The following is a 25,129-nucleotide window of genomic DNA, read 5'->3' on the forward strand; positions in this document are numbered from 1 at the left end:
TTATTTTACAGGTTTACTTCCCATTACAAATCTAAGTTCACCACCATTCATGATGTCTGTATGGTTTAGCTCCCAGCTTTTGTACTCTTTCCCGTTAAGGAACATTTTCTGTACATAGATATTTTTGTCTGATATTTTATCTGCAATTACTGTAAAGGTCTTTCCGTTTTCCAATTGTAAAGAAGCTTTTGGAAACTGGGGAGCACCGATTGCATAAACAGGTTTCCCAGGTGTTACGGGATAGAATCCTAACGATGAGAAAATATACCATGCTGACATTTGCCCGCAGTCTTCATTATTGACAATTCCGTCCGGTTTGGCTGCATACATATTGTCACGGATGTATTTTACCATTTTTTGTGTCTTGTATGGGCTTCCTGCATAGTTGTACAAATAAGGGACATGGTGCCCCGGCTCATCTCCGAATCCTAAAGAACCTATGAATCCCGAAATGTCAACATGTTGTTCTCCTTCCATATTAAGAGCTTCTGTAAAGGTTTTATCCAGTTTTTCTTCGAAGCCTTTTTTACCTCCGTACAGATTCATCATTTCATCAATCTGGTGCGGAACAAAGAAATCATAGGCCCAGATATTTCCGGAAACCCAGTGTGGCTGAAGTTTCTTCCAGTCATTCAAAGCAAAATCTGCTAAGAATTTTCCGTCTTTTTGTCTTGGCCAGAAATGATTGTTTTCTTTATTGAAGGTATTCAGGAAATTCATGGAACGTTTTCTGTACACTTCAGCTTCATCTTTTTTGCCCAGTTTTTCCGCCAATTGCTGAATACACCAATCATCATAAGAATACTCTAGCGTTGCAGAAACGGAAGCTCCATTTTCTGAAGGGGTATAGCCAAGCTTGATATAATCATTAAGACCTCCGCCACCATCACTGCTGCTCATTTTGTCTGTAAGAGAAGCATCTTTCATGGCTGCAAAAGCTTTCTCAGCATCAATACCGGGTACTCCTTTAGAGATGGCATCCCAGATTACTGATGTACTGTGATAACCCAGCATACAGAAGTTATCATATCCGCATAATTCCCAGATTGGCATATGATCTTTACGATCTGTATATCTGCTAATTAAGGAATTAGCAAATTCTTTAGTATGCTTCTGATCCATAATGGTAAGCAATGGATGTGTTGCCCTAAACCCATCCCAATATGAATAGGTACTATAGTTGGTAAACCATTTAGTATTCATATTTTCCTGAGCGGCTACATAATCTCCATTAACATCCATATAAAGATTGGGTGCAATAAATGTATGATAAACTCCTGTGTAGAAAATTTTTCTCTGACTATCTGTACCTCCTGTTACCTGAAATCTACCGATTAGGTCTCTCCATGTTTTTTGAGCAGTTTCCTTTGCTTTTGCAAAATCTACATTCTTTGCTTCTGTATCAAAATTCTCCTGTGCATTTTCTGTGCTTACCGGAGATAGAGAAACCTTTACTTCAATACTTTCGCTGTCTTCTGTGGAGAATCTTACGAAAGCTTTAGCATCTTTAGCAAGGGCTATTTTTTCGTTATTCTTTACTTTTCCCTCTGCATAAACTCCATAGGATTTGAATGGTTTGGAAAACTCCATTACAAAATAGGCAAATCTTTTACCTCCCCATCCGTTACTGTAGCAATATCCTTTTATTTTATTGTTCCCCTCAATGCTTACGAGCGTATGGTAAATATTTCCGAAGATTTTATTGGTAGGATCAATAATGATATTGGCTTCCTCACTTTTGGGGAATGTATACTTATGAAATCCCACTCTGGGGGACGCGGTAAGTTCTGCTTTAATTCCATAACTATCAAGCATTACGGAATAATATCCCGGTGCTGCGGCTTCCTTATCATGGCTGAAAGTTGAACGGTATCCTGTTTCAGGTTTATCTTCTGATCCCGGAACCATTTTTACCTGTCCTACCGTAGGCATTACAAGAATATCTCCAAGATCTGCCCATCCGGTACCACTAAGGTGATTATGACTGAATCCCATAATGGTTTTACTGCTGTAGTGATATCCTGAACACCAATCCCAATCTCCGCTTTTGGTATTCTGATCCGGACTTAGCTGAATCATTCCAAAGGGTGTGGTAGCTCCCGGAAATGTATGGCCATGCCCTCCTGTTCCAATGAAAGGATCTACCCAGGATAAAACATCATTTTTATTTTGCTGGGCATTGGCTGTAGAAATCAGGGCTGTAAAAAGACAGATAAGCAATTCTTTTTTCATGATAAGAGAGATCGGAATTTTTTTAATTTAAAAGCTGGTTTAAAAATATGAAAACCATAACAAAGATCCCAAAAAGGAGAGAAATTAAGCTATTCAACATATTTTTAATTTTTATATTATTTAGATTGAATTCTTTTTCATAAAATCAATAATTTCTGAAATATATCCAAAAGCAATTGCCACTACAGTATCGGCAGCACCGTAGTATACTGTTACCTTGTCACCTTCCGTTAATGCTGCACAAGGGAAAACTACATTGGGAACATCTCCTGTCAATTCATATACTTCTGCCGGAGCCAATAAATAGGGCTTTGTTCTGTATAATACTTTTGTAGGGTCCTCAAGATCAAGCAAAGCAGCTCCCATTGAATATCTGAAACCTCTGCAGGTATTAATCACTCCATGATAGAACAATAACCATCCTTCTTCTGTTTTTATAGGAACCGGCCCACCTCCAATCTTTGTACACTGCCATGCACTGTCTTCAAAAGGAGTTACTTTCATTACACAACGGTGTTCTCCCCAATATTTCATATCAGGACTGTAGCTGATATAAATATCTCCAAAAGGGGTATGCCCATTGTCACTCGGACGGCTCAACATGGCATACTTACCATTGATTTTCTCTGGGAAAAGCACTCCGTTTCTGTTGAATGGAAGAAATGCATTCTCGCACTGGAAAAACTCTTTAAAGTCAAACGTATATCCAATACCAATGGTAGGTCCGTTGTATCCGTTACACCAGGTAATCCAATAACGATCTTCTATGAATGTGACACGAGGATCATATTTGTAATCGGATTCAATCATTTCGGTATTTCCTGCTTTCATTTCGATAGGATCATGATTGATATCCCAATTGATACCGTCTTTACTGAAACCAGCAAAAATATTCATCTGTACCGCTTTGTTATCACAACGGAACACTCCTGCAAATCCATCTTCAAAAGGAATCACGGCACTATTGAATATACTATTAGATGTTGGTATCGCATATCTGTTAATGATCGGGTTTTCGGAAAACCTCCACATGATATCATTGCAACTTTCCGGGCGATCCTGCCAAGGGATCATTACTGATTGAGCTGTCATAAAGTATTTTTACTTTTATTTTTAAATTTGTTTACTAACTGATTTGTTCTTCTTTCTGATTTTCTGAATAAGGGAAAGGAACCCATAAGGTTACAAGAAATGCGGGAATTGTAGCAAACAGCACCCAGATAAAGAACATCTTATACCCGATCCAGTCACTAATCATTCCACTAAACATTCCCGGAATCATTACTCCAAGGTTCATAATCCCTGTTGCAAAGGCATAATGGGCGGTCTTATGTTTTCCAGGGGCAATCTGCTGCATCATATACAGCATCAACCCTACAAACCCAAACCCATAACCAAAGTATTCTATTACTACCGCAACTCCTACAGGAAAAAGATCAACCGGCTGATAATAAGCCAATAGTGCATATACCACAAAGGGAATATTGAATGCACAGCACAACCATATCAGTGATTTTTTCAATCCGCGGGCTGAAATAAAATATCCGGCAAGGACTGATCCTAAGATAAAAGCTGCCGAACCATAAGTTCCATAAATAAGTCCAATATCTGAGGTTGATAATCCTAGTCCGCCAGAAGTTCTTGGTGCCTTAAAAAATAAAGGCGCTATCTTAATGGCAAATCCTTCTGCAAAACGATACAGAACAATAAACAAGACAGACCAGAGGATGTTTTTCTTGGTAAAGAATGAGGTAATAACTTCCAATAATTCTTTACGGACATTTCCGGCTGTTTTTTCATCTTTCTGATTTATTTGCTTGTTCTCTTTGGGGAGAATCAAATAATGATAAATAGCCAATACAAAAAAGAGAAGCGCATAGATCACCATAATGATCATCCAGGCACGGGTAACTCCTTTTGTTTTCTCTAAAAATCCTGCAAAGTAGACTAATGCTCCACTGCTGATAATTTTAGCAAGATTATAGAAAGCTCCCTGCCAACCAATGTATTTTGCCTGTTCTTTATTGGTAAGAAAGCCGATATACGTTCCGTCTGCCACTACATCATGGGTTGCACCACAAAATGCAATGACGGCAAAAAGAGCAATGCTGTATTTGAAAAAATCATTCAAAGGCAAGCTCAAGGCAACCAGGGCAAAAAGAATTCCTATGGCAAACTGGGTAACAACAACAAAGAATTTTTTGGTTTTATAGATTTCGAGAAAAGGGCTCCAGAGAGGCTTCAACGTCCATGAAAACATAATAAGGGCGGTCCAGAATGTAATTTGTGAATCTGAAATGCCCATATCTTTATACATAATTCCTGAAACCGCATTAATGGTTACAAAGGGAACGCCCATTGCAAAATATAATGTGGATATCCAAAGAATCGGTTGAATCCGACGGGTTCCGGAGTTGTTTTTTCCCATATTAAAAAATAAGATTCTAAAGAAAGAGAACATCTCAAAAGTTAATTCCGGCTAAAAACGAAACTATAAATTTATTGGAGATTGTACACTCCTGCCAGAATAAATAGATTATATAAATCTGACTTCTGAGATGTCTCTGTATTGTTGAGTGATATTGATTTGTTTTTATTTTTTATCCCACCATAATCTGGTTCCTCCAGTGTCTGGTCCATTAAGCATTTGTGAGGCCTGCTGGTAATTATACAATGAGATTTTAGTATCAATTGTGAAAGGGATTCTTCTGATCATTGCATCTGTGCTAATTAATCCTCCACTGTCATTTTTTCTTACTTTAAAAAGAATAGGGTATCCTGTTCTTCTTTGCTCTGCCCATGCTTCAGGACCATTCGGATAAAGAGACAACCATTTTTGGGTAATGATTCTTTCCAGTTTTCTTTCGTTAGAATCTGCATCATTCCATGCGATGGTAATCGTGCTTAATTGAGGATTTCCGATCTCTACGTTATTGGCTGCATTTTTCGGATCAACATAAGGAGCTTCCGTAGCTGTTGTATTGGCAAGATAACTTCCAACCTCAGCACCTTTCCCCCATTCACCAAAAGATTGCTGAACTCCGGTTGTGTAGTTGGTTTTAATATCACCAGCTCCTGCATATCCTCTCAGCGCTGCTTCCGCTTTTAGGAACCATGTTTCTGCGGCTGTAAATAATTTCATTTTACCATCGGTTGCGGAAAAATAATCTCCAGATGCTGATTTTGCCTGTGGTTGTGAGAATGCGCCATATGTTGATTTTCCGTTTAATAAATCAATTCCCTGACGTACCCCTATATATTTTCCCAGAACATCTGCATCTTTCGCAGGAATAGCGTATGCAGAAAGTCTTGGATCATTATATCCGTTCATATAAGCCATCAATGGAGCTCCTATCAAACAATCCCCCCATGAATAGATAATAAAACTTAGTTCAGACTGCCCCACACTAATCAATGCATTATCGGCATTATCAGTAATTAATCCTGCAGATGACGTCAATGCTTCTTCAGCAAATTGTTTTGATTTGGCGGGATCTGCATAACTCATTCTCATTGCTAACCTCAGCTTCAAAGAGTTGGCTAGTTTTGCCCATTGAGTCATATTTCCACCATATACTAAATCAGCGCTTTTTAATGAAGTTTTATCTTCCACATTCTGTGTGGCAGGAGTAGCAGCTATTTTCTGTAGATCTGTAATGGCTGAAGTAAGATCAGCAATAAAATAATTGTAAGCATCCTGCTGGGAATCAAAATCAGTAACTCCGTTAGGATTAGGTTTTTCATATTTACTGTATACCAGAGGACCATGATTGTCCGAGACTCTTGCTGCCGTAATAACTTTCAGAATCTTTTTAACGGCAAATGTTCCGGTAAAATCTACTCCCGCATAATTACCTTTAGCAGCATTATCAATGATGATAGAATAATTGAAAATATCCTGTTGTCTGGCAATAATTCTGTTATTCCATCCATCCATCATAGAATAGGTAAGGTTATTGACTCCACCATTAAACTGAGTTGCCGTACTGAACATTCCACTGTACATATCTGCACTAAGGTTAGGATAAAGCTGATAATCTGACTGCAGACCCCTTTGTATAGATTTCATTGGGTTCACAATAGCGATAAAATCTGCGTAAAAATTTTCTGGCCCTCCCAGTTTTTCCTGATTATATTGTTCAAAGTCATTGGTACATCCTGATGCAGAAAACAGAACAGCCGCTCCGAATACCAATGTTTTAATAGTATTGATTTTCATTTTCTTAGTTGTAAAAGTTAGAAGTTAGCTTTTAATGATAATCCGATAGATCGTGTAAGTGGTAGTCCGAATGAATCTACCCCTACTCCTCCAGGAGTGTTTCCTGATACCTGCTCAGGATCAAACGGTGCTTTTTTGTAGAAGAAAAACAAATTGGTTCCCACTAAACTTACCGTTGCATTTCTCATATATCTTGAATTGATATCAAAGGTATATGAAACAGAAGCCTGGCGTAAACGTACCGTTGTAGCACTATATAAATAGACTTCGTCAACTCCTTTTCCAAACCCTTCTGTAGTACCAACTGCTTTATAGTAATCTTTTGCATTGGTAGTCCCTGTATAAGCCTGCCCTGCGTTAGGAGTTCCCGGTGCATATACTGCATTTGGAATAGATACTCCTCCTGCATCTCTTGCATCAGCGGTAGCCTGGCTTACCCCAAACACATCATTGGCTTTCTCTGTAAGGGAAAGAACTTTACCTCCGAATTTACCATCAATAAGGAAGGAAACTCCAAGCTTACCAATGTTAAATGAGTTATTGAAGCCCATAATAAACTTAGGGTTCGGATTTCCAAGATAAGAAACAGTAGTTTCAGCTAATGGAATACCTTTTTCATTCACTAAAATACGCCCCTGATCATCTCTTTTAAACTTAATTCCGTAAAGATCTCCGAAAGATCCACCCAATTTAAGTTTAGTATACTCTCCTCCTCCAGTCAGCGAGAAAGGAAGTTCCTGAGAAATATTTATACTTGTTGGTAATAACTCAACAATCTTATTTTTATTTGCTGATGCATTCACAGTAGTTGTCCATCCGAATTTTTCCGAATTGAAAACTTTATAAGATAAGGAAGACTCAAAACCTGTATTACGGATTTTCCCTGCATTGATATAGTATGACCCGGGAATCAAACCTCCTAAATAGGATGGAATTGTGGTTTCCAATAACTGGTTGCTTGTGTTCGAGTTGTAATAAGTGATATCAAAACTTAATTTGTTTCCTAACATTCTTACTTCAGTCCCCGCTTCAAAAGTTTTATTAAGCTCCGGCTTTGGAAGTAAAGCTTTAAAGTCTTCACCTGTAGCAAAAGAGCTTTTAGGATATACAAGCGTTCCTGCATCTACACCATAGGTATATCCTTTACTGTATTCAACCATTGCATTGGAGATATTGGTTGGTAATCCCAATCCGACAGTTGCATAAGATCCTCTTACTTTCCAGAAATTAATCACTTCCGGAAGTTTGAAAACAGAAGATAATATGGCATTCACACCTACAGACTCATAATCAAATCCGGTTCTTCCAGTTAAAGCTAAGGTAGAATCCCAGTCATTTCTGAAAGTCATATCCACATAGAACATATTCTTGTACCCTACGGAAGCACTTGCAAAGAAAGACTGCACTTGCTTTTTCATGTTGGTATAAGTATGATGATATCCGTCTCCAGGTGCTCTATTGGTGCTCCACTGAAGGTTATTCAACGTAAAAAGGTTAGGATTTGCCAGATAAGCATTATCAATTTGCGTTATCTTGTTTCTTGTTGTATTAATACTTCCTCCTACTGTAAAATCTAATGAAATAGATTCACTTATTTTAGGGCTACCAATTAATAAAACATCTCCATAAGTAGAGGAATTTTCATAGATATTCTTAAGAATCCTTCCATTAACACCATTCGCCAGTAAGCTAGGTGCTGAAAAAGCAGCAATATCACGTTGGCTATCAGAGGTATTCCAGCTATAATTTCCTCTTACTCTTGCAGACAACCATGGATTGATCTGGTAAGATAGCGCAAGAGCTCCATAGGCATTCTTGTTACTAACGGTAACCGGATTTCTGTTTAAAATCCAATAAGGATTCTGCGTTACCGGATTCCCTTTGAAACTTCCGTCCGGATTTACTTCCCACCAGTTTTGAGCGGGTAAAAATCTGGTTTTATCTAAATAAGAATAATTATCTGGTCCATATTGATCAAAATTTACTCCTCTTGGTAACCAGTACAAACTCGTTAAAGGAGAAAAAGATGCTCCCGGAGTTTGCCTGTTCTTACTTTCCTGCAAGGAACCAATAAAGTTGGCATCTAATGTCAGCTTATCATCCAGAAACTTGCTTGAATTTCTAAAAGAGATATTATACTGGTCAAAATACGACATCGGAACCACTCCCTTATTGGTTGTATTCCCAATAGAGAAATAACTCGTTGATCTTTCATTTCCTGACTGAAAAGAAAGGCTGTTTACCCATGTAGTTCCTGTCTGCAGAAAATCTTTAAGATAATCCTTAGACTCTCCTTTTGCTCCCCAGCTTTCCGTAGATTGGCCCGGAGCCTGACCCGGAATTGAGGGATCATAGGACAAATAACTGTGTTGCAATTTTGGTAGACTATAAGCCCTGTCTACTGTAAGACTAGAACTGTATGTGATAGAACTTTTACCTGCACGTCCCTTTTTAGTGGTAATCAAAATAGCACCGTTTCCTCCGGCAGATCCATACAATGCAGAAGCAGAAGCCCCTTTCAGAAAATTCATGCTTTCAATATCATCAGGATTAATTGAGCTTAAAACATCTCCCGGATCCGGCATATTAGAATACTGCCCAATATCCGCAGACTTCCCCGATCCATTAATGATAGGAATTCCATCAATTACATATAGTGGCTGAGCATTGTTTACAGATTTATTACCTCTCATTATTACCCTTACGGAGCTTCCTACACCATTGGTTCTGTTGATCTGTACATTGGAAACTTTTCCGTTGATGGCATTTAAAAGATTGGGCGTTTTCACTTCTGTAAGCTCATCCCCTCCAATCTGCTGACTGGAGTATGTAAGAGAGCGGGCCTGCCTTTTTATCCCCAAAGAGGTGACTACGACCTCCTGAATATCGGTTGTCTTAGTAGTGTCGGCCGCTTTTCTTTCCTGTGCAGTTGCAGAAAGGGAAAAAACAAATAGAACCGGTATAACTGCTTTTCTCATAAGGTTTAGATTAGTTAGATTTAATTGAGAATCAATGACATTACTTTATATTTCAATACAGAAAAAAATATTATTCTTTTGACAATTTTTTGCTGTTTATGCATTAAATAATTTAAAGTTTTGTTAAGATTTAATTCACATTAACAAATCTAAATTTTGTAACCAGTCTGATATAATACTATTTTATCATAAAACGATATTATTTTTTCAGCAATTTCATTAAAAAGCAAATAATCAACTATATATCAGCTTTTTACAACCAATATTAAACAATCAATAAAAGAGGATTTATCTTTGTATTTACGAGAATAAAAAGAAGACACGGATTTGTATTGGAATGAACTTAAACATCAGAAAAGTAAAAAGAGGAATGTTAAAAAACATTATTCAATCTTTTTAACCCCTTTAAACTGTTCTTTAAATTCAGTGGGAGTGGTCTTTTTGATAGACTTAAATACCTTGTTGAAGTTGGCAATATTATTAAAGCCTGCTTCAAAGGCAATTTCAAAAACAGTAAGATTTTTTTCCATCAGCCAGCGGGCTGCATAGCTGATCCTTATTTCATTAAGATAATTGACAAACGTTTTCCCCGTTCTCTTTTTAATAAATCGGTTGAACGTTACATTACTCATATTAACAAGCGACGCCACACTATCCAGCGTTATTTTATTTTCAAAGTTCTTATGCACAAAATCATGAATAATCTTCATCTTATCATTGTCTGCAAACGTTTCCAATTCTATACTGTAGGACGACAAAAGTGTTTTATCCTCCGCAATCGCCAGTTCATTAAGGATCTTCATAATCTCTATGAATGACTCAAAGCTGTTCATTTTAGAAAGATTAAGAAACGAATCTTTCAGTTTTTCAGCGGTTTCTGTAGAAAATAAAATTCCCCTGATAGAATCCTGCATCAGATTTTTGATGGGTTTCAGGATATTCTTTTCCATCAATGCCTGGTTAAAGAAATCCTGATTGAATTGTATGGTGATCTCGTGTGTTTTCCTATTCTTGCATTTGTAATTGGCCCAGCAATGCGGCAAATTAGGACCTACCAATACCAATTCTATATTTCCGATTTCTCCGGTGTGATCTCCAATCATCCTGCGGTACCCCTTTCCCTTGTACACAAAGTTAATTTCAATTTCCGGATGATAATGATAAGGAAAATCAAATGAAGCCTTGATCCTGTCAAACACCAGAAAACTGTCCTCAGGAGATAGTGGAGTTATTTCTCTCAGAATATTTTCTAATTCACTCATGCAGGCCGTTTTGAAAAAAGGTTAATAAATAAATCGCGGTACAAGTTCTTGTAAAATTGATAAAATAATACCAATCTAAAAACATATTTTCGCTTTTTTTCATTCCGATTCAACATTCTCCTTATAAAACATGGGGTTCTGTAATTTAATATATCCGAAATCATGCTTTTTTGTATCTTTAGACTAAAGTTAAAGTATGCTGCAACCACTTATTTTTGAAGATCATTATAAAAGGCTTGGCCTGGAAATATTTTCCGCAGAAAATTTGGGGAACTTCAACGGAAATCTTTTCAGATCAGACATCAAAGTTTTTTTCATTCCGTCAGGGTATGAACTTACAGTAGACTTTAACCGGTACAAGACCAAAAAACCCGCCCTTTTCTTTCTCACCAACCAGCACCTAAGCATAGAAAAAGGAAAAGAAGAATCTATGCTTCTCCACTACAATCGTGATTTTTACTGCATCCAGATTCATGATAAGGAAGTGGCCTGTGATGGGCTTCTATTCCATAATGTATTTGAAATTCCTTTTGTGGAACTTGATCAGTCTGAAACAGCAATGGTAAAAGGGTTATTTCAGAACATCAAAGATGAACTTGAATGGAAAGACTCCTCCGCGGAAGAAATGATAAGAACCTATGTAAAACAGATCATCATCAAGGCTACCAGAAAATGGAAAAAACAGAATCTGGATAATAACACGATAAAAATCCCGGGCAGTGAACTAGATATTTTCAGAGATTTCAGCAGACATCTTGAAATTCACTTTAGAGAAAAACATAATGTTTCAGATTATGCCGAATTACTTCATATGGCACCCAAAACCTTAACCCACAAGTTTAAAAGCCTTCATCTGGAATCTCCCAATCAGTTTATTATCAACAGAATTTTATTAGAGGCTAAAAGACTGCTTTTTTACACAGATAAACCCGTCAAGGAAATCGCTTATGATTTGGGATACGAAGATCCCGCCTATTTCAACAGGCTTTTTACCCATAAAACAGGAAACACACCCGCAAATTTCAAAAAAAATTATACATCGGGAAAAAAGTACAATATTTAATTCCTTTTATCTATTGAATACGCCCGATCACCGACATACCTTTGTAACATCAAAATCAAACAATATTAAATAAAAACAAACATTATGAGACGTAACGCAACAGCCGTTTGGAACGGTACCATTAAAGAAGGAAAAGGACATTTAACTACTCAAAGTACAACTTTAAACCAGACTCAGTATTCTTTCAACAGCCGTTTTGCGGATGGCGTAGGTACAAACCCTGAAGAATTGCTGGCAGCTGCCCATGCCGGATGTTTTACCATGAAATTGGACGCAGAATTATCACAGGCAGGATACAACCCTGAAGAACTGAAAACCACTTCTGTCATTACTCTTGATCCAAACATTGGAAAAATTACAAAATCTGAACTGACTTTAACGGCAAAGGTTCCTGGAATTTCAGAAGAAGAGTTTCAAAAGTTGGCTAAAATAGCAGAAGAAGGATGTCCTGTAAGTGCTGCTTTCAACTTTGAAATTACTTTGAATGCTACTTTAGAGAGCTAAAAATCAATGCATTTATATCAACATCAATAAGAACGGGCTTTTGCCCGTTTTTTATTTAAAACAATTCTATTGGTTTCAGCCCAAACTGAAAGACCCAATATTAGATAGTAGTAAAAGTTCAATCCAAAATATACCAAGTGGTATATTTTTGTATCTTTGCATTAAAATAGATACTTAAAATGTCAAAGGCAGAAAAGACAAAGCAATTTATTATTGAGAAAACCGCGACGTTATTCAATACAAAAGGCTATATTTCTACATCATTGTCAGATATTACTCAGGCAACAGGACTAACCAAAGGGAGCATCTATGGAAACTTTGAGAATAAGGATGAAGTGGCCATTGAGGTATATAAATATAATGCTGCTCTGCTAAGTAAGATAATGAGTCATTCCCTTGGAGATCAATATTCAACTTCAAAGGAAAAACTTTATGCCTTTGTTGCTTTTTACAGAAAAAACTGGCGCTCGGTCTTCTCAAACGGAGGCTGCCCTTTGATGAATGCTGCAACAGAAGCAGATGATTCATTTCCCACTCTGAAAAAACATGTTCAGAAATCTTTCTCCTCATGGGCGGATAAAATAGCGGCGGTTATTATTCAGGGACAAAAAAATGGAGAATTGCGTACATCGGTAAATGCTGAAGAATTTGCATCTCTGTTGATTATGCTAATCGAGGGAGGAATTCTACTCTCCAAGACCATGGATGATGAGAAATTCCTGAACCAGGCTCTGGATAAGATCAAAAGTATGATTGATCATGAATTAACAAGTATTCCTTCATAAAATTCAAAATATGGAAACAAAAAAAGTGGCAATTGTAGGATACAACAGAATTCCGTTTGCCAGAATGAATACAGCCTATTCAGAAAAAGGGAACCAGGACCTTCTGCTTGCCGCCCTTAATGGTTTGATAGACCGTCATCAGCTCAAAGGTAAACTACTTGGAGAAGTTGCCGGCGGAGCCGTTATCAAGCATATTTCTGAGAGCAACCTCATCCGGGAGGCGGTAATGAACACTTCACTGGATCCAGCCACTCCTGCCTGTGATCTTCAGCAAGCCTGTGATACCGGTATTGAGGCAGCCATTTACATTGGAAATAAAATTGCATTGGGACAGATAGAAAGCGGAATAGCTTGCGGTGTAGAAGCCATGAGCAATATTCCTTTTGAATCTTCTCCCCGATTGAGAAAAGCACTTTTGAACGCCAATAAAGAAAAGTCTGCATTGGGAAAATTAAAGCACCTGCTAAGCCCAAGGTTGAAAGACTGGATGCCTATTCCGTATAAAGGACAGGAGCCCAAGACTGGCCTGGTAATGGGAGAGCACACGGAAATTACGGCTAAATATTATAAAATTTCAAGAGAAGATCAGGATGAACTCGCCTTTAAAAGCCACCAAAATATGGCAAAAGCATATGATGAGGGATTTTTTGATGACATGATCACTCCGGCATTTGGATTAGATAAAGATAATAATCTACGTCGTGATACTAGCCTTGAAAAGCTATCCCAATTAAGGCCTGCATTTGATAAACAGAACGGAACTTTAACTGCAGGAAATTCAACTCCATTTACTGATGGAGCTTCTGCTGTTTTGCTGGCAAGTGAAGATTGGGCAAAAGCAAATAATTTGCCTATCCTGGCTTATATTACATTTTCAGAGCTGGCAGGAATAGAATATGTGGAGAATCAGCAAAATCTGCTGCTAGCCCCAGTTTTCGCTGCTGAAAGAATGCTGAAGAAAGCCAATATGAATCTGGAAGACTTTGATTACTACGAAATTCATGAAGCCTTTGCTGCACAAGTTTTAGCCACCATAAAAATCTGGGAAAATGATGATCTGGCTAAACAGTTCGGCTTGGAGAAAGCTCTCGGGACAATTGAAAGGAGCAAATTGAACGTAAAAGGAGGAAGCCTTGCAGCAGCTCATCCCTTTGCCGCAACAGGCGGAAGAATCATTGCAACATTAGCCAAACTACTGAATGAAAAAGGCAGCGGGAAGGGTTTTATTTCAATCTGTGCAGCACGAGGTCAGGGAGTAACCATGATCATAGAAAAGTAATTTACCATAATAAAGTACACTCTTTTATCCAAAATAATTTCGTTATGCAATAAATAATATGTCTAATTATTCGTCTGTAGCGAAAGAAAAATGATAATATTGCAAACGAAAACCCAAATGATAAAAGAAAGAAGTGAAAATGAAGCATGGGTAAATCGGATTTACCACATGAAAATCTAATCTGTTTAAAATTAATAACTAAATATGAAAAGAGTTGTCATTACAGGCTTGGGAGCAGTGACTCCCTTGGGAAATAATGTCGAAGATTTTTGGCAAAACAGTATTAACGGAGCTAGCGGAGCGGGGTTAATCACTCATTTCGATTCAGAAAAGTTTAAGGTACACTTTGCCTGTGAGGTAAAAGGTTTTGACCCAAAGCTACACCTTACCCACAATGAAATTAAAAGGAGTGATCTTTTTACACAATATGCAATGTATGCTTCTGCAGAGGCATTAAAGGATTCCGGTCTGGAGCTTGAAAATATGGATCCGTTTGACACAGGAGTGATCTGGGGAACAGGACAAGGCGGAATGTGGACTTTTGAAAAAGAGGTCATGGATTTTGCACAAGGTGATGGTACGCCTCGCTTTAATCCGTTTTTTGTCCCTAAGTTTATTGCCAACATGGCCTCCGGGATGATCTCCATGAAATATGGGCTTCAGGGAATTAATTACACAACGGTTTCTGCTTGTGCAACAGGAAATACTGCATTAATGGATGCTTTCAACTATATCCGTCTGGGAAAAGCAAAGGTAATTGTAAGTGGTGGTTCTGAAGCCGCTATTACCCCTGCTTCCATTGGAGGATTTTCTATTATGAAAGCAATGTCTACAAGAAATGATGACGTTACCTCCGCCAGCCGTCCTTATGATGCAGAGAGAGATGGATTTGTAATGGGAGAAGGTGCGGGAGCTTTAATTCTTGAAGAATATGAACACGCAAAAGCAAGAGGGGCAAAAATCTATGCCGAATTAGCCGGAGCTGCTATGACAGCCGATGCTTATCACATGACAGCACCTCATCCTGATGGTATTGGAGCTATTAAGGCCATGCAGATCGCTGTAAAAGAAGCGGGTGCAAATATGGAGGACATAGATTATATTAATCCGCATGCTACCTCAACACCACTGGGAGATCTGGTAGAGTTAAAGGCAATTAATAATGCTTTTAAAGGGAGTAAAAACCTTGATATTAGTGCTACAAAGTCTATGACAGGACATTTATTGGGTGCTGCCGGAGCTGTTGAAGCTATTCTTTCCATTAAGGCTATTCAGAATGGTATTATTCCTCCAACAATTAATCTTCATCGTATTGACGAGAATATTCCGAAAGATATTAATATTGTTTTTGGGGAAGCAAAAGAGAAAGATATCAATTTTGCATTGAGTAATGCCTTTGGTTTCGGAGGGCATAATGCCACTTTGGTATTTAAGAAGTTCAGCTAATTCTGAAATAAAAATACTTGAAAATCCTTGTGCTTCTGTACAGGGATTTTTTATTTTTCATTACTGATGGTGTGGATACTAAAAGTTTATAAATCATCTGACAAATAAAAAAGCAGCCTGAACGACTGCTTTTATACCTATGATTTTAACCATTCTGATGAGGAAAGATAATTCTGATCAGGATAATAAATGAATAATAAATTTCTTCCTTTTATTGTATTGATCATTGATTGTGTCAATTCTCTTGGTATCGCCGGACATGCCCAGCTTCTTCCTATTCTTTTGTGCGTAGCAGCAAATTGGTCACTTACATAATCTGCTCCATGCATTACAATTGCTCTTCTATACGCTGCATCGTTGAATCCTTTATCCATTCCCAGTAACTTCAGTGAATATCCGTTGTCTCCCTGATAAGTTGCATCTGTGATATAAAATCCCATGCTGCTCTGCCGCGAACTTTCCGTGTTAGAAAAATTCGTAGCAAATTCTTCGCCTGTATTTTTTCCGTGGGCAACCAAAGAGTTGAATACTACCTTTTTGTCATCAAGATCTATTACCCATAATCTTTTCATATTGGAAGACATAGAAAAATCGCAGATAGTCAATAAATGCGAGTCCTGGGTAAGTAATCCGGCTTTCTTTAAATTTTCAAATCCTGTTAATGCCTTAGAGAAGACTTCGTAGTTTAGTTCGTGTTCAGGTTCAAATGCGATTGAATTGTATAATGCTTCTGATGAAGATACAACAGCTGTACTCTTCTCAGATTTCGTGTCAGTTACTCTTTCAGTTTTTGTCGTGATGACATTTTCATTCTTTACCACCGTTCTTGGAGAAAGATAGAATGAGGTCGTCACCATGTAAACAAGGCCTAATACGCCATAAAATCCATTCATTCAATAATATATTAATTCCAAATTAGTGGGGCAAAATTATAAAAACATAATTACCAGACAGTTATAACTCCACAAAGTTTAACTCAATTTAAGAAACTTTAACGGAGGCCTCCTCCATCTATCTGATTATAAATCTCTTCTACTTTTTTCCAATAACTCCTATTAATCTTACCATAGAAAAGGTAAATACATTTGACAGCAAAAATATCAAGCTTACTTCTTGTTTCTATCCATTTCATAATATTTTTAACCAATATTGGTTCATTAAATCCTGCCCATTCTCCTGCCGGGGTTAATAAATTTGAAAAGAGGACCGGAAAAACTTCATCTTGGTCAATGGTTTTTATGTCCTCAAAAGTAAAAGGACTTTCAAGGAAAATTTTTGCCATGTATTTAAAATCTGATTCCTGAAGTTCAGTATCAAGATATAGTTCTGACAGAGCAATCCAGACTTTTTTTCTGCTTTCCAGACTCTCCTCTTCCATAGTAATTGGATAAAATGATTTTATTGGTGTGAATCCGAAACAAATTCCAGGCTTACCGAATTCATGCAATATCTCAATCCTGTAGGCTTCGGCCCATCATCAAAAACATGTCCCAGATGCGAATCACATCTTTTACAAAGAACTTCTACCCTCTCCATTCCGTATGTCTGGTCTCTTTTGTAATACGTTCCTTCCTTATCTGCTTCAAAGAAACTTGGCCATCCACAGCTGCTTGCAAATTTTGAAGTGGAGCGAAATAAATGATTTCCACAAACGGCACAAAAATAGTCTCCTACCTCATCGAATTCATTATATTTTCCTGTAAAAGCTCTTTCTGTTGCAGCTTCCCTCGCAATAGAATAAAGGTCAGGAGCAAGAATCTTCTTCCATTCATCATTGGAGATATTCAGCTTTGTAGTATCTGTTCTTGAGTAGTATGGATTGTTTTTTGCTTCAGTATTTTCCATAGAAGTAATTTGAATGGGTTGTTGTTTCTGCGTACATCCTTGCAGAAAAATTAATATAATAATTGAAACTAAGAATTTCATTGTAAATTTTAACTCTTAAGGTTGAACTACAAGATTTAAAACATTTAAGTTAGCTAAAGTGTTTAAAGCTTTTATAAAGATTAAACAGTTTCATAACCAAATTTAGTAAATTTGAGAATATGAATGACGAAGCAAAAAAAAAACAGCTTAGAAAATATAAGGCTTTTGCCACAGGTCTATTTGTTCTGATGGCCCTTATTTTCATTGTTACCACTCTACTACAGAAGTCCAATCCCTCTCATTGGATTGGCTATGTACGTGCTTTTGCTGAAGCAGCCATGGTAGGCGCCCTGGCCGATTGGTTTGCCGTAACCGCTCTATTTCGTCATCCGCTAGGTTTGCCCATTCCCCATACTAATCTGATTGAAAACAGCAAACAAAGATTGGGAGATAATCTGGGAAGCTTTGTTGTCAGTAATTTTCTTTCTCCACAGAATATACGTCCGTACATTCAAAAGATAAAGATTTCCAACTTCGTAGGCGAATGGCTGGGAAAGGAAAAAAATCAGAATATTCTGGTCAAAAATCTCGCAGACATCGTTCTTGATATCCTCAATAAACTTGATGATTCTACAGTAAGTCAATTTATCAGTAAAAAAGTATCTGATATGACTGATGATATTAAGCTTAACAAAGTAGTAGGAAACGGAATTCATTATATTTTGGAAAAGAATGATCATCAGAGAATTATTACCAATCTGTCTAAACAGATCAAGGAGTACATTATTGAAAATGATGAAATGATTCAGGATCGTGTAAAAAAAGGCAGCTACTCATTTATTCCATCCTTTGTGGATACTAAAATTGCAGATAAGATTACAGATGGCCTGTCGGACTTTTTCAGGGAAATTGAAGAAAATACGGAACATGAGGTAAGAACGCTAATCACTCAAAAAATTCACGAGTTTTCTACAGACCTTAAGGAAGATCCAAAATGGGATGAAGAGTTCAAAACGATCAAAAACGGTCTTCTGAAAAATGACAAACTTGATGAATATTCTAATGACATTTGGATTTCCATCAAAAAAACGTTGATGAAAGAATTACAGGAAGATCATTCAGCTTTGAAAAATTATCTTTTGAATAACTTAAATGAATTTTCACAAAATTTAAAAACAGATGAAAATCTTCAAAACAAGATTGATCACTGGGTTCGTGTAACGGCGTACAAATACATCCTAAAAAACACTCATCAATTCGGAAGCCTTATCAGTACTACTGTAGGAAACTGGCAGGGTAAGGAGCTAAGTGAAAAACTAGAGCTGGAAGTAGGAAAAGATCTTCAGTTTATTCGTGTGAATGGTACATTGGTAGGTGGCCTGGTAGGATTGATTATCTACACCATTTCCCACTTCTTTCTTTAAAAATGCTGCACTTAACCATGAAAAAAATCTTTATCTTATTATTATCCCTCTCCTTTATCGTTCTTTTCTGTCAAAAAGTTGAATTAAAAAAAGTTACCGATTCTTCACAGCTCTTCAAGGGAGAAATTGCCGGTGTTCCAATCACCATGCAGCTTCATTATGCCGGTATTGCAGATTGCAGCCTGTATCAATATTTTGTAGAGGGTTGGTATTACTACGATAAATATCAGAAGAAAATTCCCCTGACTGGAATTTATGACTATGGCAAACTAACATTATATAATTTCGGAACCAAGCATAAAAAAAACTCCGCATGGCTAAAAGAAGAAATCACTTCACCACAGAAAGTGGAAAAGATAGTTGAAATTACACAAAACCTCAACCCAAAAGAATCCATCATATTTGGGCAGGATCAGACTAAGGAAAATCCTATTTCGGGAAAATTTTATTTTGGAAATAAAGCGCTGTCAGCCCAATTATTTACCGGTAATGATATGATCTACCGATATAATAATTATCTGATCCTACCCAATAACAAAAAGATTAATACTTTTGATTTCATCAATCAACATGGCGGAAATGAATTGCTTTCCTATGTTTCCGGAGAAAAGGGGAACAGGGTTTTACTGTACTTTGAACATTCCTCGAATTTCAATGCCTGCGGGAGATGCGGGGCCAGTGAAGGAGAAAAAGGATACAGAGTTCTTTACTTTACCAAAGACTGGAATTATAAACGATATGAGGAGTTCCTTACCGAAAGTTGTCTGGAAAACATTGATGATACCACCGAAACAAAATCAAAAGACGGGAAGATGATACAGCTTAAAGTAGGCAAGTCAGATTCTTTACCGCCCCACACTCTTACTGTTGATATAAAAAATGCACTTATTGTAAAGTCCAAATAAAAAAGAGTTCAATTTTTGAACTCTTTTACTTTATATTATCTTGGTAATCTGCTTGCTCTTTTCAGAAGCTCCTGATTTATTTCGTTAATCAATTCCGGACCTTCATAAATAAATCCCGTATACAGCTGAACCAGTGTAGCTCCTGCATCCAGCTTCTCCATTGCATCTTTTGCAGAGTGAATTCCCCCTACTCCAATAATTGGAAATGCTCTGTTGCTTTTATCAGAAAGATATTTGATCATTTTTGTACTTCTCTCACGGATAGGTTTTCCACTTAGCCCTCCGTTTCCTATCTGCTCTAAAGCTTCCGCAGAGGTTTTCAGACCTTCTCTGTTTACTGAAGTATTGGACACTACAATACCATCAATTTTCGTTGCTGCAATCAAATCTACAATTTCATCTAACTGATTATTATTAAGATCCGGTGCAATTTTCAGCAATATAGGTTTCTGTACAGATTTTGACTGGTTTATTTTTTTCACTTCTGTAATCAACTCTCTAAGATATTCTACATCTTCAAGTTTGGCATGGCTTCCCACGTTCGGGCAGCTTACATTCAGTACAAAATAGTCTACATGAGGATGAAGCCCCTCAAAACAATCCAGATAATCCTGCGTATAATTTTCAGGAGTTGTATGGGTATTCTTTCCAATATTCCCCCCGATGATTATTTTTCCTTTGTTCGATTTCAGCTTTTCGATAGCAGCTTCAAGCCCATCATTGTTGAATCCCATTCTGTTGATGATTCCGCCATCTTCAATAAGACGGAACAATCTCTTCCTAGGATTTCCTGCCTGAGCCTTTGGTGTTACCGTCCCGATTTCTACAAAACCGAAACCTAAATCACCTAATTCGTTGAATAAAACTGCATTTTTATCGAAACCGGCAGCCAGTCCTACAGGATTTTTAAATTTCAATCCGAAAACTTCTCTTTCCAGACGTTTGTCTTCAATAGGTTTTGGGAAAAATAATTTAGTAAGAAATCCAAAATTCTTAAGTACCGAAAAAGTAAAGTGATGAACATCTTCCGGGTCAAATTTGAAAAGGATTGGTCGAATGAGCGATTTGTACATTGAAAAAAAGTTTTACAAAAATACTCATTTTAAAATTAATCTTTGATTAACCTATGATATTTTATCAAAATAGCTGATCTATAGTATCTATAAGATAATCAACAACTGTAATTTTCTACAAATCAGTGAGCTATTTTAACGCTACGATCGCAAAGAAATAGGACAATCCTGAAAACATTTTTGTTCGTAAGGGCGTTTCACTAAGCGAAGTACCAGCTATCAATATTTGCTGAACGAAGTGCCCTTGCGATCGGAAATAAAAATCATGTTTTAGTTAAACTTTGCGAGCATTGCGCTAAAGCAATAGATACAGAGAAATACCTTCATCATCTTTCTCAAGGTTTAAAACCTTGAAAAGGATATTTAAAATCTTAAGATTTTAATGAAGAGTACGCGCTCAGGTCAAATTTCAGGATATCCCCTACTCTTTTGAATTCCTCATCTATAGTTGCATTTACCGTAATTCTTTCGTTAGAAACCGGATGATTAAAAACCAATTGATGGGCGTGAAGCGTCATTTTGTTGATTTCAAATGTTTGAAGCCACAATTTGTTTTGTTTATTGCAGCCGTGCTTTCTGCAACCTAAAATAGGGTGCAGAATATGTTTGAAATGTTTTCTCAACTGATGAAATCTTCCCGTTTCAGGAATGGCTTCTACCAGACAATATCTCGAGGTCTGATGTTTTAAAAAAGGCAAATCTATTTCCGAAGTTTGCAAACGGCGATAGTAGGTAACTGCATTTTGCTTGACTTCATTTTCGTTAACTAAATCATAATCTATCGTTTCTTCTTCTTTTGCCCAACCACGAAGAATGGCCAGATATTTCTTCTCCACTTCACGTGATGCAAACTGTTCGCTCATGATTCTAAGGGTATCTTTATCTAAAGTAAACAACAGAACCCCTGATGTTTTTCGGTCTAACCGATGTACAGGATACACTTTTTGTCCAATCTGTTTCTTCAATTCCTGAATAGCATAGGTATCGGCTTCTCCTGCATAGAAAGATTTATGAACCAGTAATCCGCTGGGTTTGTTGATAGCAATAATATGCTCGTCACGATAAAGAATTTCTAACATGATGCAAAAGTAGAAATTTTCGTCCGATATAGCCCTGATTGTAACGGCATCCTTTTGCAAAGCAAAAGATATAGTGAAAAGCAGGTTCCCGGCTTCTAATTTACTGCATTATAAAAACTTCCATCTTCACGCTTCCATCTTCCCACATTTTCACTATTTTTGCATTTCAGACGTTAAAAAAATTATGGCAAAGCAAGAAGATGTTTTCAAGAAAGTGATTTCTCACGCTAAAGAATATGGTTTTATTTTCCCATCGAGTGAGATCTATGATGGTTTATCCGCTGTTTATGATTATGGACAGAACGGTGCCGAACTAAAAAATAATATCAAACAATATTGGTGGAAAGCTATGGTACAGCTTAACGAAAATATTGTCGGCATTGATTCGGCGATCCTTATGCACCCAACAACATGGAAGGCATCAGGCCACGTAGACGCTTTCAACGATCCATTGATTGACAATAAAGATTCTAAAAAACGTTTCAGAGCAGACGTTTTGGTGGAAGATTACTGTGCTAAAATTGAAGATAAAGAGAATAAAGAAATCGAAAAAGCAGCGAAGAGATTCGGGGATGCTTTCGATAAAGATCAGTTTGTTGCTACGAATCCCAAAATTCTGGAATACAGAGCAAAAAGAGAGGCTATTCTTTCAAGGCTGGCAAAATCTCTTGAAAATGAAGATCTTGCTGATGTAAAATCTTTGATTGAAGAGCTTGAAATTGCAGATCCTGATACGGGTTCTAAAAACTGGACGGAAGTAAGACAATTCAACCTGATGTTTGGAACTAAACTAGGGGCTTCTGCTGATTCTGCGATGGACCTTTACCTAAGACCTGAAACAGCACAGGGTATTTTCGTTAACTTCCTGAATGTACAGAAAACTTCACGTCATAAGCTTCCTTTCGGTATTGCACAGATTGGTAAGGCTTTCAGAAATGAGATTGTTGCAAGACAGTTTATCTTCAGAATGCGTGAGTTTGAACAAATGGAAATGCAGTTCTTTGTGGCTCCGGGAACAGAATTAGAGTTCTACGAGCAATGGAAACAAAAACGTCTGAACTGGCACTTAGCTTTAGGATTAGGTAATGAGAATTATAGATTCCACGACCATGAAAAACTGGCTCACTATGCTAATGCAGCAGCAGATATTGAATTTAATTTCCCATTCGGATTTAAAGAATTGGAAGGTATTCACTCAAGAACAGATTTCGACTTAAAGGCTCACGAGGAATTCTCAGGAAGAAAGCTTCAGTTCTTTGATCCTGAAAGAAACGAAAACTATGTTCCTTATGTAGTAGAAACTTCTGTAGGTTTAGACAGATTATTCCTTTCTATCTTCTCTCATTGTTTAAGAGACGAAGTGTTGGAAGATGGTTCAGAAAGAACGGTATTATCTTTACCTCCTGCTATTGCTCCTATTAAAGCGGCTATTCTTCCACTGATGAAGAAAGACGGTTTAGCAGAATATGCAGAAAAGATCTTCAATGACCTGAAATATGATTTCAACTTGTTCTACGAAGAGAAAGATGCCATCGGAAAACGATACAGAAGACAGGATGCCATTGGTACCCCTTACTGTATTACCATTGACCATGACTCTCTAACAGACCACACGGTAACGATAAGAGACAGAGATACAATGAAGCAGGAAAGAGTTCCGGTTTCAGAGTTGAGAAGAATCATTGATGAGAAGACCAACTTCAGAAATTTACTTTCTAAAATATAATTTAAAAGCCCTGAAAAATCAGGGCTTTTTTATGTGCTATTGTTAAAAAGCAGAAAATTCATCAATTAAAACAAAAAATAACTTATTTGTTAATTCATTTTAATTTTTTCAACTAAATTATTTTAAATTTGTTAGAGACCGATTGACGAAAAATGAGAATATTAAAGTACATGATAGGCGGGGCAGTAGCCGGAGCGGCAGCAGCTTATTTTTTTGGATATGACTATTTATTTAGTGGCATCTCCAAAACCTACCTTAAAGGAAAATCAAGTGCCTACATTGATGATGGAAACCTGTTTCCAAGCAACCCTATTGCTACAGAGGAGCCCAGGCTATGGGAAGAAGATTCTGATTACAATAAAAAAGAATTACCTAAACATTTAGTCGAAAATTTAAAACACTCCAAAACAGCAGCTTTTGTAGTAGTAAGGAATGGTAAAATTCTTCATGAACAATATTGGGACGGCTATAATCAGCTTTCACAAACCAATTCTTTTTCCATAGCAAAGGCTGTTACTGTTATGCTTTTGGGAAAATCTCTGGAAGAAGGGCTCATTCATAATGTTGACGAAAAGATTTCTGATTTTTACACTGAATTTAAAGAAAAACCATTTGGAAATACCGTTACCCTCAAAAACCTTGCTCAAATGGAAGCAGGTCTTGACTGGGACGAAAATTACAATAGTCCGTTTCTCCCCAATGCCAAAGCATACTATGGAAAAAGCCTTGTAAAAGCAGTATTTTCAAGAAAATTCAAGGAAATACCGGGTACGAGGTTTGAATATCAAAGTGGGGCAACACAGCTTCTTGGTTTTGCTCTCAAAAAAGCTTTAAAACAACCATTGGCTAACTATTTATCTGAAAAATTCTGGATTCCACTGGGAATGGAACAAAATGCAAAATGGAGTACAGACAATCATGGAATGGAAAAAACATATTGTTGTATTCATTCTAATGCAAGGGACTTTGCAAAACTAGGCCAGCTATTTCTGGATGATGGTAAGGTAGGAGATCTGCAGATTCTTAATTCTGATTTTATTGAGCAAATGAGAACCCCTACAGAAAAGTCTGAGAATATCTATGGAATGGGACTTTGGATTAATCATGACAATCCTGTCAAGCATTATTATTTCCTGGGACTTCAGGGTCAGTATATCATTATGGTTCCGGAGCACAATATGGTTATTGTAAAGACCGGAAGTTATGTCAATAATCCTAAAAATGACAGGGGAAGGCCCGATCAGGTGAAATTCCTTGTCAATGAAACCGTACAGTTATTTCAATAGAA

20 protein-coding genes are annotated in these 25,129 nt (G+C 37.2%); 9 read left to right on the forward strand and 11 right to left on the reverse strand.

Annotated elements, in window-relative coordinates; translation table 11 throughout:
* The 6 genes from C7D53_RS13680 to C7D53_RS13705 all read right to left on the reverse strand — a co-directional run bounded on the left by C7D53_RS13680 (window position 1) and on the right by C7D53_RS13705 (window position 10,691).
* A complete protein-coding gene (locus tag C7D53_RS13680; RefSeq protein WP_228422346.1) occupies window positions 1-2,232 on the reverse strand; it encodes a GH92 family glycosyl hydrolase in 2,232 nt (743 codons plus the stop codon).
* 120 nt (window positions 2,233-2,352) lie between these two features.
* A complete protein-coding gene (locus C7D53_RS13685) occupies window positions 2,353-3,324 on the reverse strand; it encodes a glycoside hydrolase family 130 protein (RefSeq protein ID WP_106917001.1) in 972 nt (323 codons plus the stop codon).
* A 34-nt stretch (window positions 3,325-3,358) separates the two neighbouring features.
* Entirely contained in the window at window positions 3,359-4,660 is a 1,302-nt protein-coding gene (locus C7D53_RS13690; RefSeq protein WP_106917130.1) for an MFS transporter, read from the reverse strand.
* A 165-nt stretch (window positions 4,661-4,825) separates the two neighbouring features.
* Entirely contained in the window at window positions 4,826-6,451 is a 1,626-nt protein-coding gene (locus C7D53_RS13695; RefSeq protein ID WP_106917002.1) for a SusD/RagB family nutrient-binding outer membrane lipoprotein, read from the reverse strand.
* A 17-nt stretch (window positions 6,452-6,468) separates the two neighbouring features.
* Window positions 6,469-9,429 (reverse strand): SusC/RagA family TonB-linked outer membrane protein, encoded by a 2,961-nt coding sequence (locus C7D53_RS13700; RefSeq protein ID WP_106917003.1) that lies wholly within the window; start codon window positions 9,427-9,429, stop codon window positions 6,469-6,471.
* A 383-nt stretch (window positions 9,430-9,812) separates the two neighbouring features.
* Complete coding sequence (locus C7D53_RS13705) at window positions 9,813-10,691, reverse strand: AraC family transcriptional regulator (protein ID WP_106917004.1); 879 nt, start codon at window positions 10,689-10,691, stop codon at window positions 9,813-9,815.
* Window positions 10,692-10,887: 196 nt separating this feature from the next.
* On the opposite strand from C7D53_RS13705, the gene C7D53_RS13710 reads away from it, so the two are divergent.
* The 5 genes from C7D53_RS13710 (at window position 10,888) to fabF (ending at window position 15,768) form a co-directional block, all read left to right on the forward strand.
* Entirely contained in the window at window positions 10,888-11,754 is an 867-nt protein-coding gene (locus C7D53_RS13710) for a helix-turn-helix domain-containing protein (protein WP_106917005.1), read from the forward strand.
* 84 nt (window positions 11,755-11,838) lie between these two features.
* The gene (locus C7D53_RS13715) at window positions 11,839-12,258 is read left to right on the forward strand and encodes an OsmC family protein (RefSeq protein WP_106917006.1); all 420 of its coding nucleotides are present in this window, start codon (window positions 11,839-11,841) and stop codon (window positions 12,256-12,258) included.
* A 179-nt stretch (window positions 12,259-12,437) separates the two neighbouring features.
* Window positions 12,438-13,043 carry a TetR/AcrR family transcriptional regulator gene (locus C7D53_RS13720; protein WP_106917007.1) on the forward strand — a complete coding sequence of 202 codons (606 nt, stop codon included), beginning with the start codon at window positions 12,438-12,440 and terminating at the stop codon, window positions 13,041-13,043.
* Between the two features lie 10 nt (window positions 13,044-13,053).
* Window positions 13,054-14,322, forward strand: coding sequence for an acetyl-CoA C-acetyltransferase (locus tag C7D53_RS13725; RefSeq protein ID WP_106917008.1), 1,269 nt, complete (start codon window positions 13,054-13,056; stop codon window positions 14,320-14,322).
* A gap of 204 nt (window positions 14,323-14,526) precedes the next feature.
* Window positions 14,527-15,768 carry a beta-ketoacyl-ACP synthase II gene (fabF, locus tag C7D53_RS13730; protein ID WP_106917009.1) on the forward strand — a complete coding sequence of 414 codons (1,242 nt, stop codon included), beginning with the start codon at window positions 14,527-14,529 and terminating at the stop codon, window positions 15,766-15,768.
* Between the two features lie 137 nt (window positions 15,769-15,905).
* Here fabF and C7D53_RS13735 read toward each other — a convergent pair whose 3' ends face one another.
* The 3 genes from C7D53_RS13735 to msrB all read right to left on the reverse strand — a co-directional run bounded on the left by C7D53_RS13735 (window position 15,906) and on the right by msrB (window position 17,613).
* Window positions 15,906-16,661, reverse strand: coding sequence for a murein L,D-transpeptidase catalytic domain family protein (locus tag C7D53_RS13735; protein WP_106917010.1), 756 nt, complete (start codon window positions 16,659-16,661; stop codon window positions 15,906-15,908).
* Window positions 16,662-16,759: 98 nt separating this feature from the next.
* The gene (locus C7D53_RS13740) at window positions 16,760-17,146 is read right to left on the reverse strand and encodes a DUF7079 family protein (protein WP_106917011.1); all 387 of its coding nucleotides are present in this window, start codon (window positions 17,144-17,146) and stop codon (window positions 16,760-16,762) included.
* A gap of 20 nt (window positions 17,147-17,166) precedes the next feature.
* Window positions 17,167-17,613 (reverse strand): peptide-methionine (R)-S-oxide reductase MsrB, encoded by a 447-nt coding sequence (gene msrB / locus C7D53_RS13745; RefSeq protein WP_394337085.1) that lies wholly within the window; start codon window positions 17,611-17,613, stop codon window positions 17,167-17,169.
* A 200-nt stretch (window positions 17,614-17,813) separates the two neighbouring features.
* Between msrB and C7D53_RS13750 the strand changes: the two genes are divergently transcribed.
* Complete coding sequence (locus C7D53_RS13750; RefSeq protein ID WP_106917013.1) at window positions 17,814-19,058, forward strand: DUF445 domain-containing protein; 1,245 nt, start codon at window positions 17,814-17,816, stop codon at window positions 19,056-19,058.
* A gap of 17 nt (window positions 19,059-19,075) precedes the next feature.
* Window positions 19,076-19,963 carry a hypothetical protein gene (locus C7D53_RS13755; RefSeq protein ID WP_162926175.1) on the forward strand — a complete coding sequence of 296 codons (888 nt, stop codon included), beginning with the start codon at window positions 19,076-19,078 and terminating at the stop codon, window positions 19,961-19,963.
* Window positions 19,964-19,998: 35 nt separating this feature from the next.
* On the opposite strand, the gene C7D53_RS13760 is transcribed toward C7D53_RS13755, so the two are convergent.
* Both C7D53_RS13760 and C7D53_RS13765 read right to left on the reverse strand, forming a co-directional pair.
* A complete protein-coding gene (locus C7D53_RS13760) occupies window positions 19,999-21,036 on the reverse strand; it encodes a quinone-dependent dihydroorotate dehydrogenase (RefSeq protein ID WP_106917015.1) in 1,038 nt (345 codons plus the stop codon).
* Window positions 21,037-21,407: 371 nt separating this feature from the next.
* On the reverse strand, window positions 21,408-22,115 hold the full coding sequence (locus tag C7D53_RS13765; RefSeq protein ID WP_106917016.1) for a pseudouridine synthase: 708 nt from the start codon (window positions 22,113-22,115) through the stop codon (window positions 21,408-21,410).
* Window positions 22,116-22,299: 184 nt separating this feature from the next.
* On the opposite strand from C7D53_RS13765, the gene C7D53_RS13770 reads away from it, so the two are divergent.
* Both C7D53_RS13770 and C7D53_RS13775 read left to right on the forward strand, forming a co-directional pair.
* The gene (locus tag C7D53_RS13770; RefSeq protein ID WP_076353060.1) at window positions 22,300-23,841 is read left to right on the forward strand and encodes a glycine--tRNA ligase; all 1,542 of its coding nucleotides are present in this window, start codon (window positions 22,300-22,302) and stop codon (window positions 23,839-23,841) included.
* A 152-nt stretch (window positions 23,842-23,993) separates the two neighbouring features.
* The gene (locus tag C7D53_RS13775; RefSeq protein WP_106917017.1) at window positions 23,994-25,127 is read left to right on the forward strand and encodes a serine hydrolase domain-containing protein; all 1,134 of its coding nucleotides are present in this window, start codon (window positions 23,994-23,996) and stop codon (window positions 25,125-25,127) included.
* The last annotated feature ends 2 nt before the right edge of the window (window positions 25,128-25,129 follow it).

The organism is Chryseobacterium aurantiacum (assembly GCF_003020585.1).
Lineage (GTDB): Bacteria > Bacteroidota > Bacteroidia > Flavobacteriales > Weeksellaceae > Chryseobacterium > Chryseobacterium aurantiacum.

Excerpts from the sequence above, each read along its gene's own strand:
- C7D53_RS13685 (WP_106917001.1), bottom strand. The coding sequence starts at position 3,324 with ATGACAGCTCAATCAGTAATGATCCCTTGGCAGGATCGCCCGGAAAGT.
- msrB (WP_394337085.1), bottom strand. The coding sequence starts at position 17,613 with ATGGAAAATACTGAAGCAAAAAACAATCCATACTACTCAAGAACAGAT.
- C7D53_RS13720 (WP_106917007.1), top strand. The coding sequence starts at position 12,438 with ATGTCAAAGGCAGAAAAGACAAAGCAATTTATTATTGAGAAAACCGCG.
- C7D53_RS13760 (WP_106917015.1), bottom strand. The coding sequence starts at position 21,036 with ATGTACAAATCGCTCATTCGACCAATCCTTTTCAAATTTGACCCGGAA.
- C7D53_RS13770 (WP_076353060.1), top strand. The coding sequence starts at position 22,300 with ATGGCAAAGCAAGAAGATGTTTTCAAGAAAGTGATTTCTCACGCTAAA.
- C7D53_RS13715 (WP_106917006.1), top strand. The coding sequence starts at position 11,839 with ATGAGACGTAACGCAACAGCCGTTTGGAACGGTACCATTAAAGAAGGA.
- C7D53_RS13705 (WP_106917004.1), bottom strand. The coding sequence starts at position 10,691 with ATGAGTGAATTAGAAAATATTCTGAGAGAAATAACTCCACTATCTCCT.
- C7D53_RS13710 (WP_106917005.1), top strand. The coding sequence starts at position 10,888 with ATGCTGCAACCACTTATTTTTGAAGATCATTATAAAAGGCTTGGCCTG.
- C7D53_RS13765 (WP_106917016.1), bottom strand. The coding sequence starts at position 22,115 with ATGTTAGAAATTCTTTATCGTGACGAGCATATTATTGCTATCAACAAA.
- C7D53_RS13750 (WP_106917013.1), top strand. The coding sequence starts at position 17,814 with ATGAATGACGAAGCAAAAAAAAAACAGCTTAGAAAATATAAGGCTTTT.
- C7D53_RS13695 (WP_106917002.1), bottom strand. The coding sequence starts at position 6,451 with ATGAAAATCAATACTATTAAAACATTGGTATTCGGAGCGGCTGTTCTG.
- C7D53_RS13735 (WP_106917010.1), bottom strand. The coding sequence starts at position 16,661 with ATGAATGGATTTTATGGCGTATTAGGCCTTGTTTACATGGTGACGACC.
- C7D53_RS13700 (WP_106917003.1), bottom strand. The coding sequence starts at position 9,429 with ATGAGAAAAGCAGTTATACCGGTTCTATTTGTTTTTTCCCTTTCTGCA.
- fabF (WP_106917009.1), top strand. The coding sequence starts at position 14,527 with ATGAAAAGAGTTGTCATTACAGGCTTGGGAGCAGTGACTCCCTTGGGA.
- C7D53_RS13690 (WP_106917130.1), bottom strand. The coding sequence starts at position 4,660 with ATGGGAAAAAACAACTCCGGAACCCGTCGGATTCAACCGATTCTTTGG.
- C7D53_RS13740 (WP_106917011.1), bottom strand. The coding sequence starts at position 17,146 with ATGGAAGAGGAGAGTCTGGAAAGCAGAAAAAAAGTCTGGATTGCTCTG.
- C7D53_RS13775 (WP_106917017.1), top strand. The coding sequence starts at position 23,994 with ATGAGAATATTAAAGTACATGATAGGCGGGGCAGTAGCCGGAGCGGCA.
- C7D53_RS13755 (WP_162926175.1), top strand. The coding sequence starts at position 19,076 with ATGAAAAAAATCTTTATCTTATTATTATCCCTCTCCTTTATCGTTCTT.
- C7D53_RS13680 (WP_228422346.1), bottom strand. The coding sequence starts at position 2,232 with ATGAAAAAAGAATTGCTTATCTGTCTTTTTACAGCCCTGATTTCTACA.
- C7D53_RS13725 (WP_106917008.1), top strand. The coding sequence starts at position 13,054 with ATGGAAACAAAAAAAGTGGCAATTGTAGGATACAACAGAATTCCGTTT.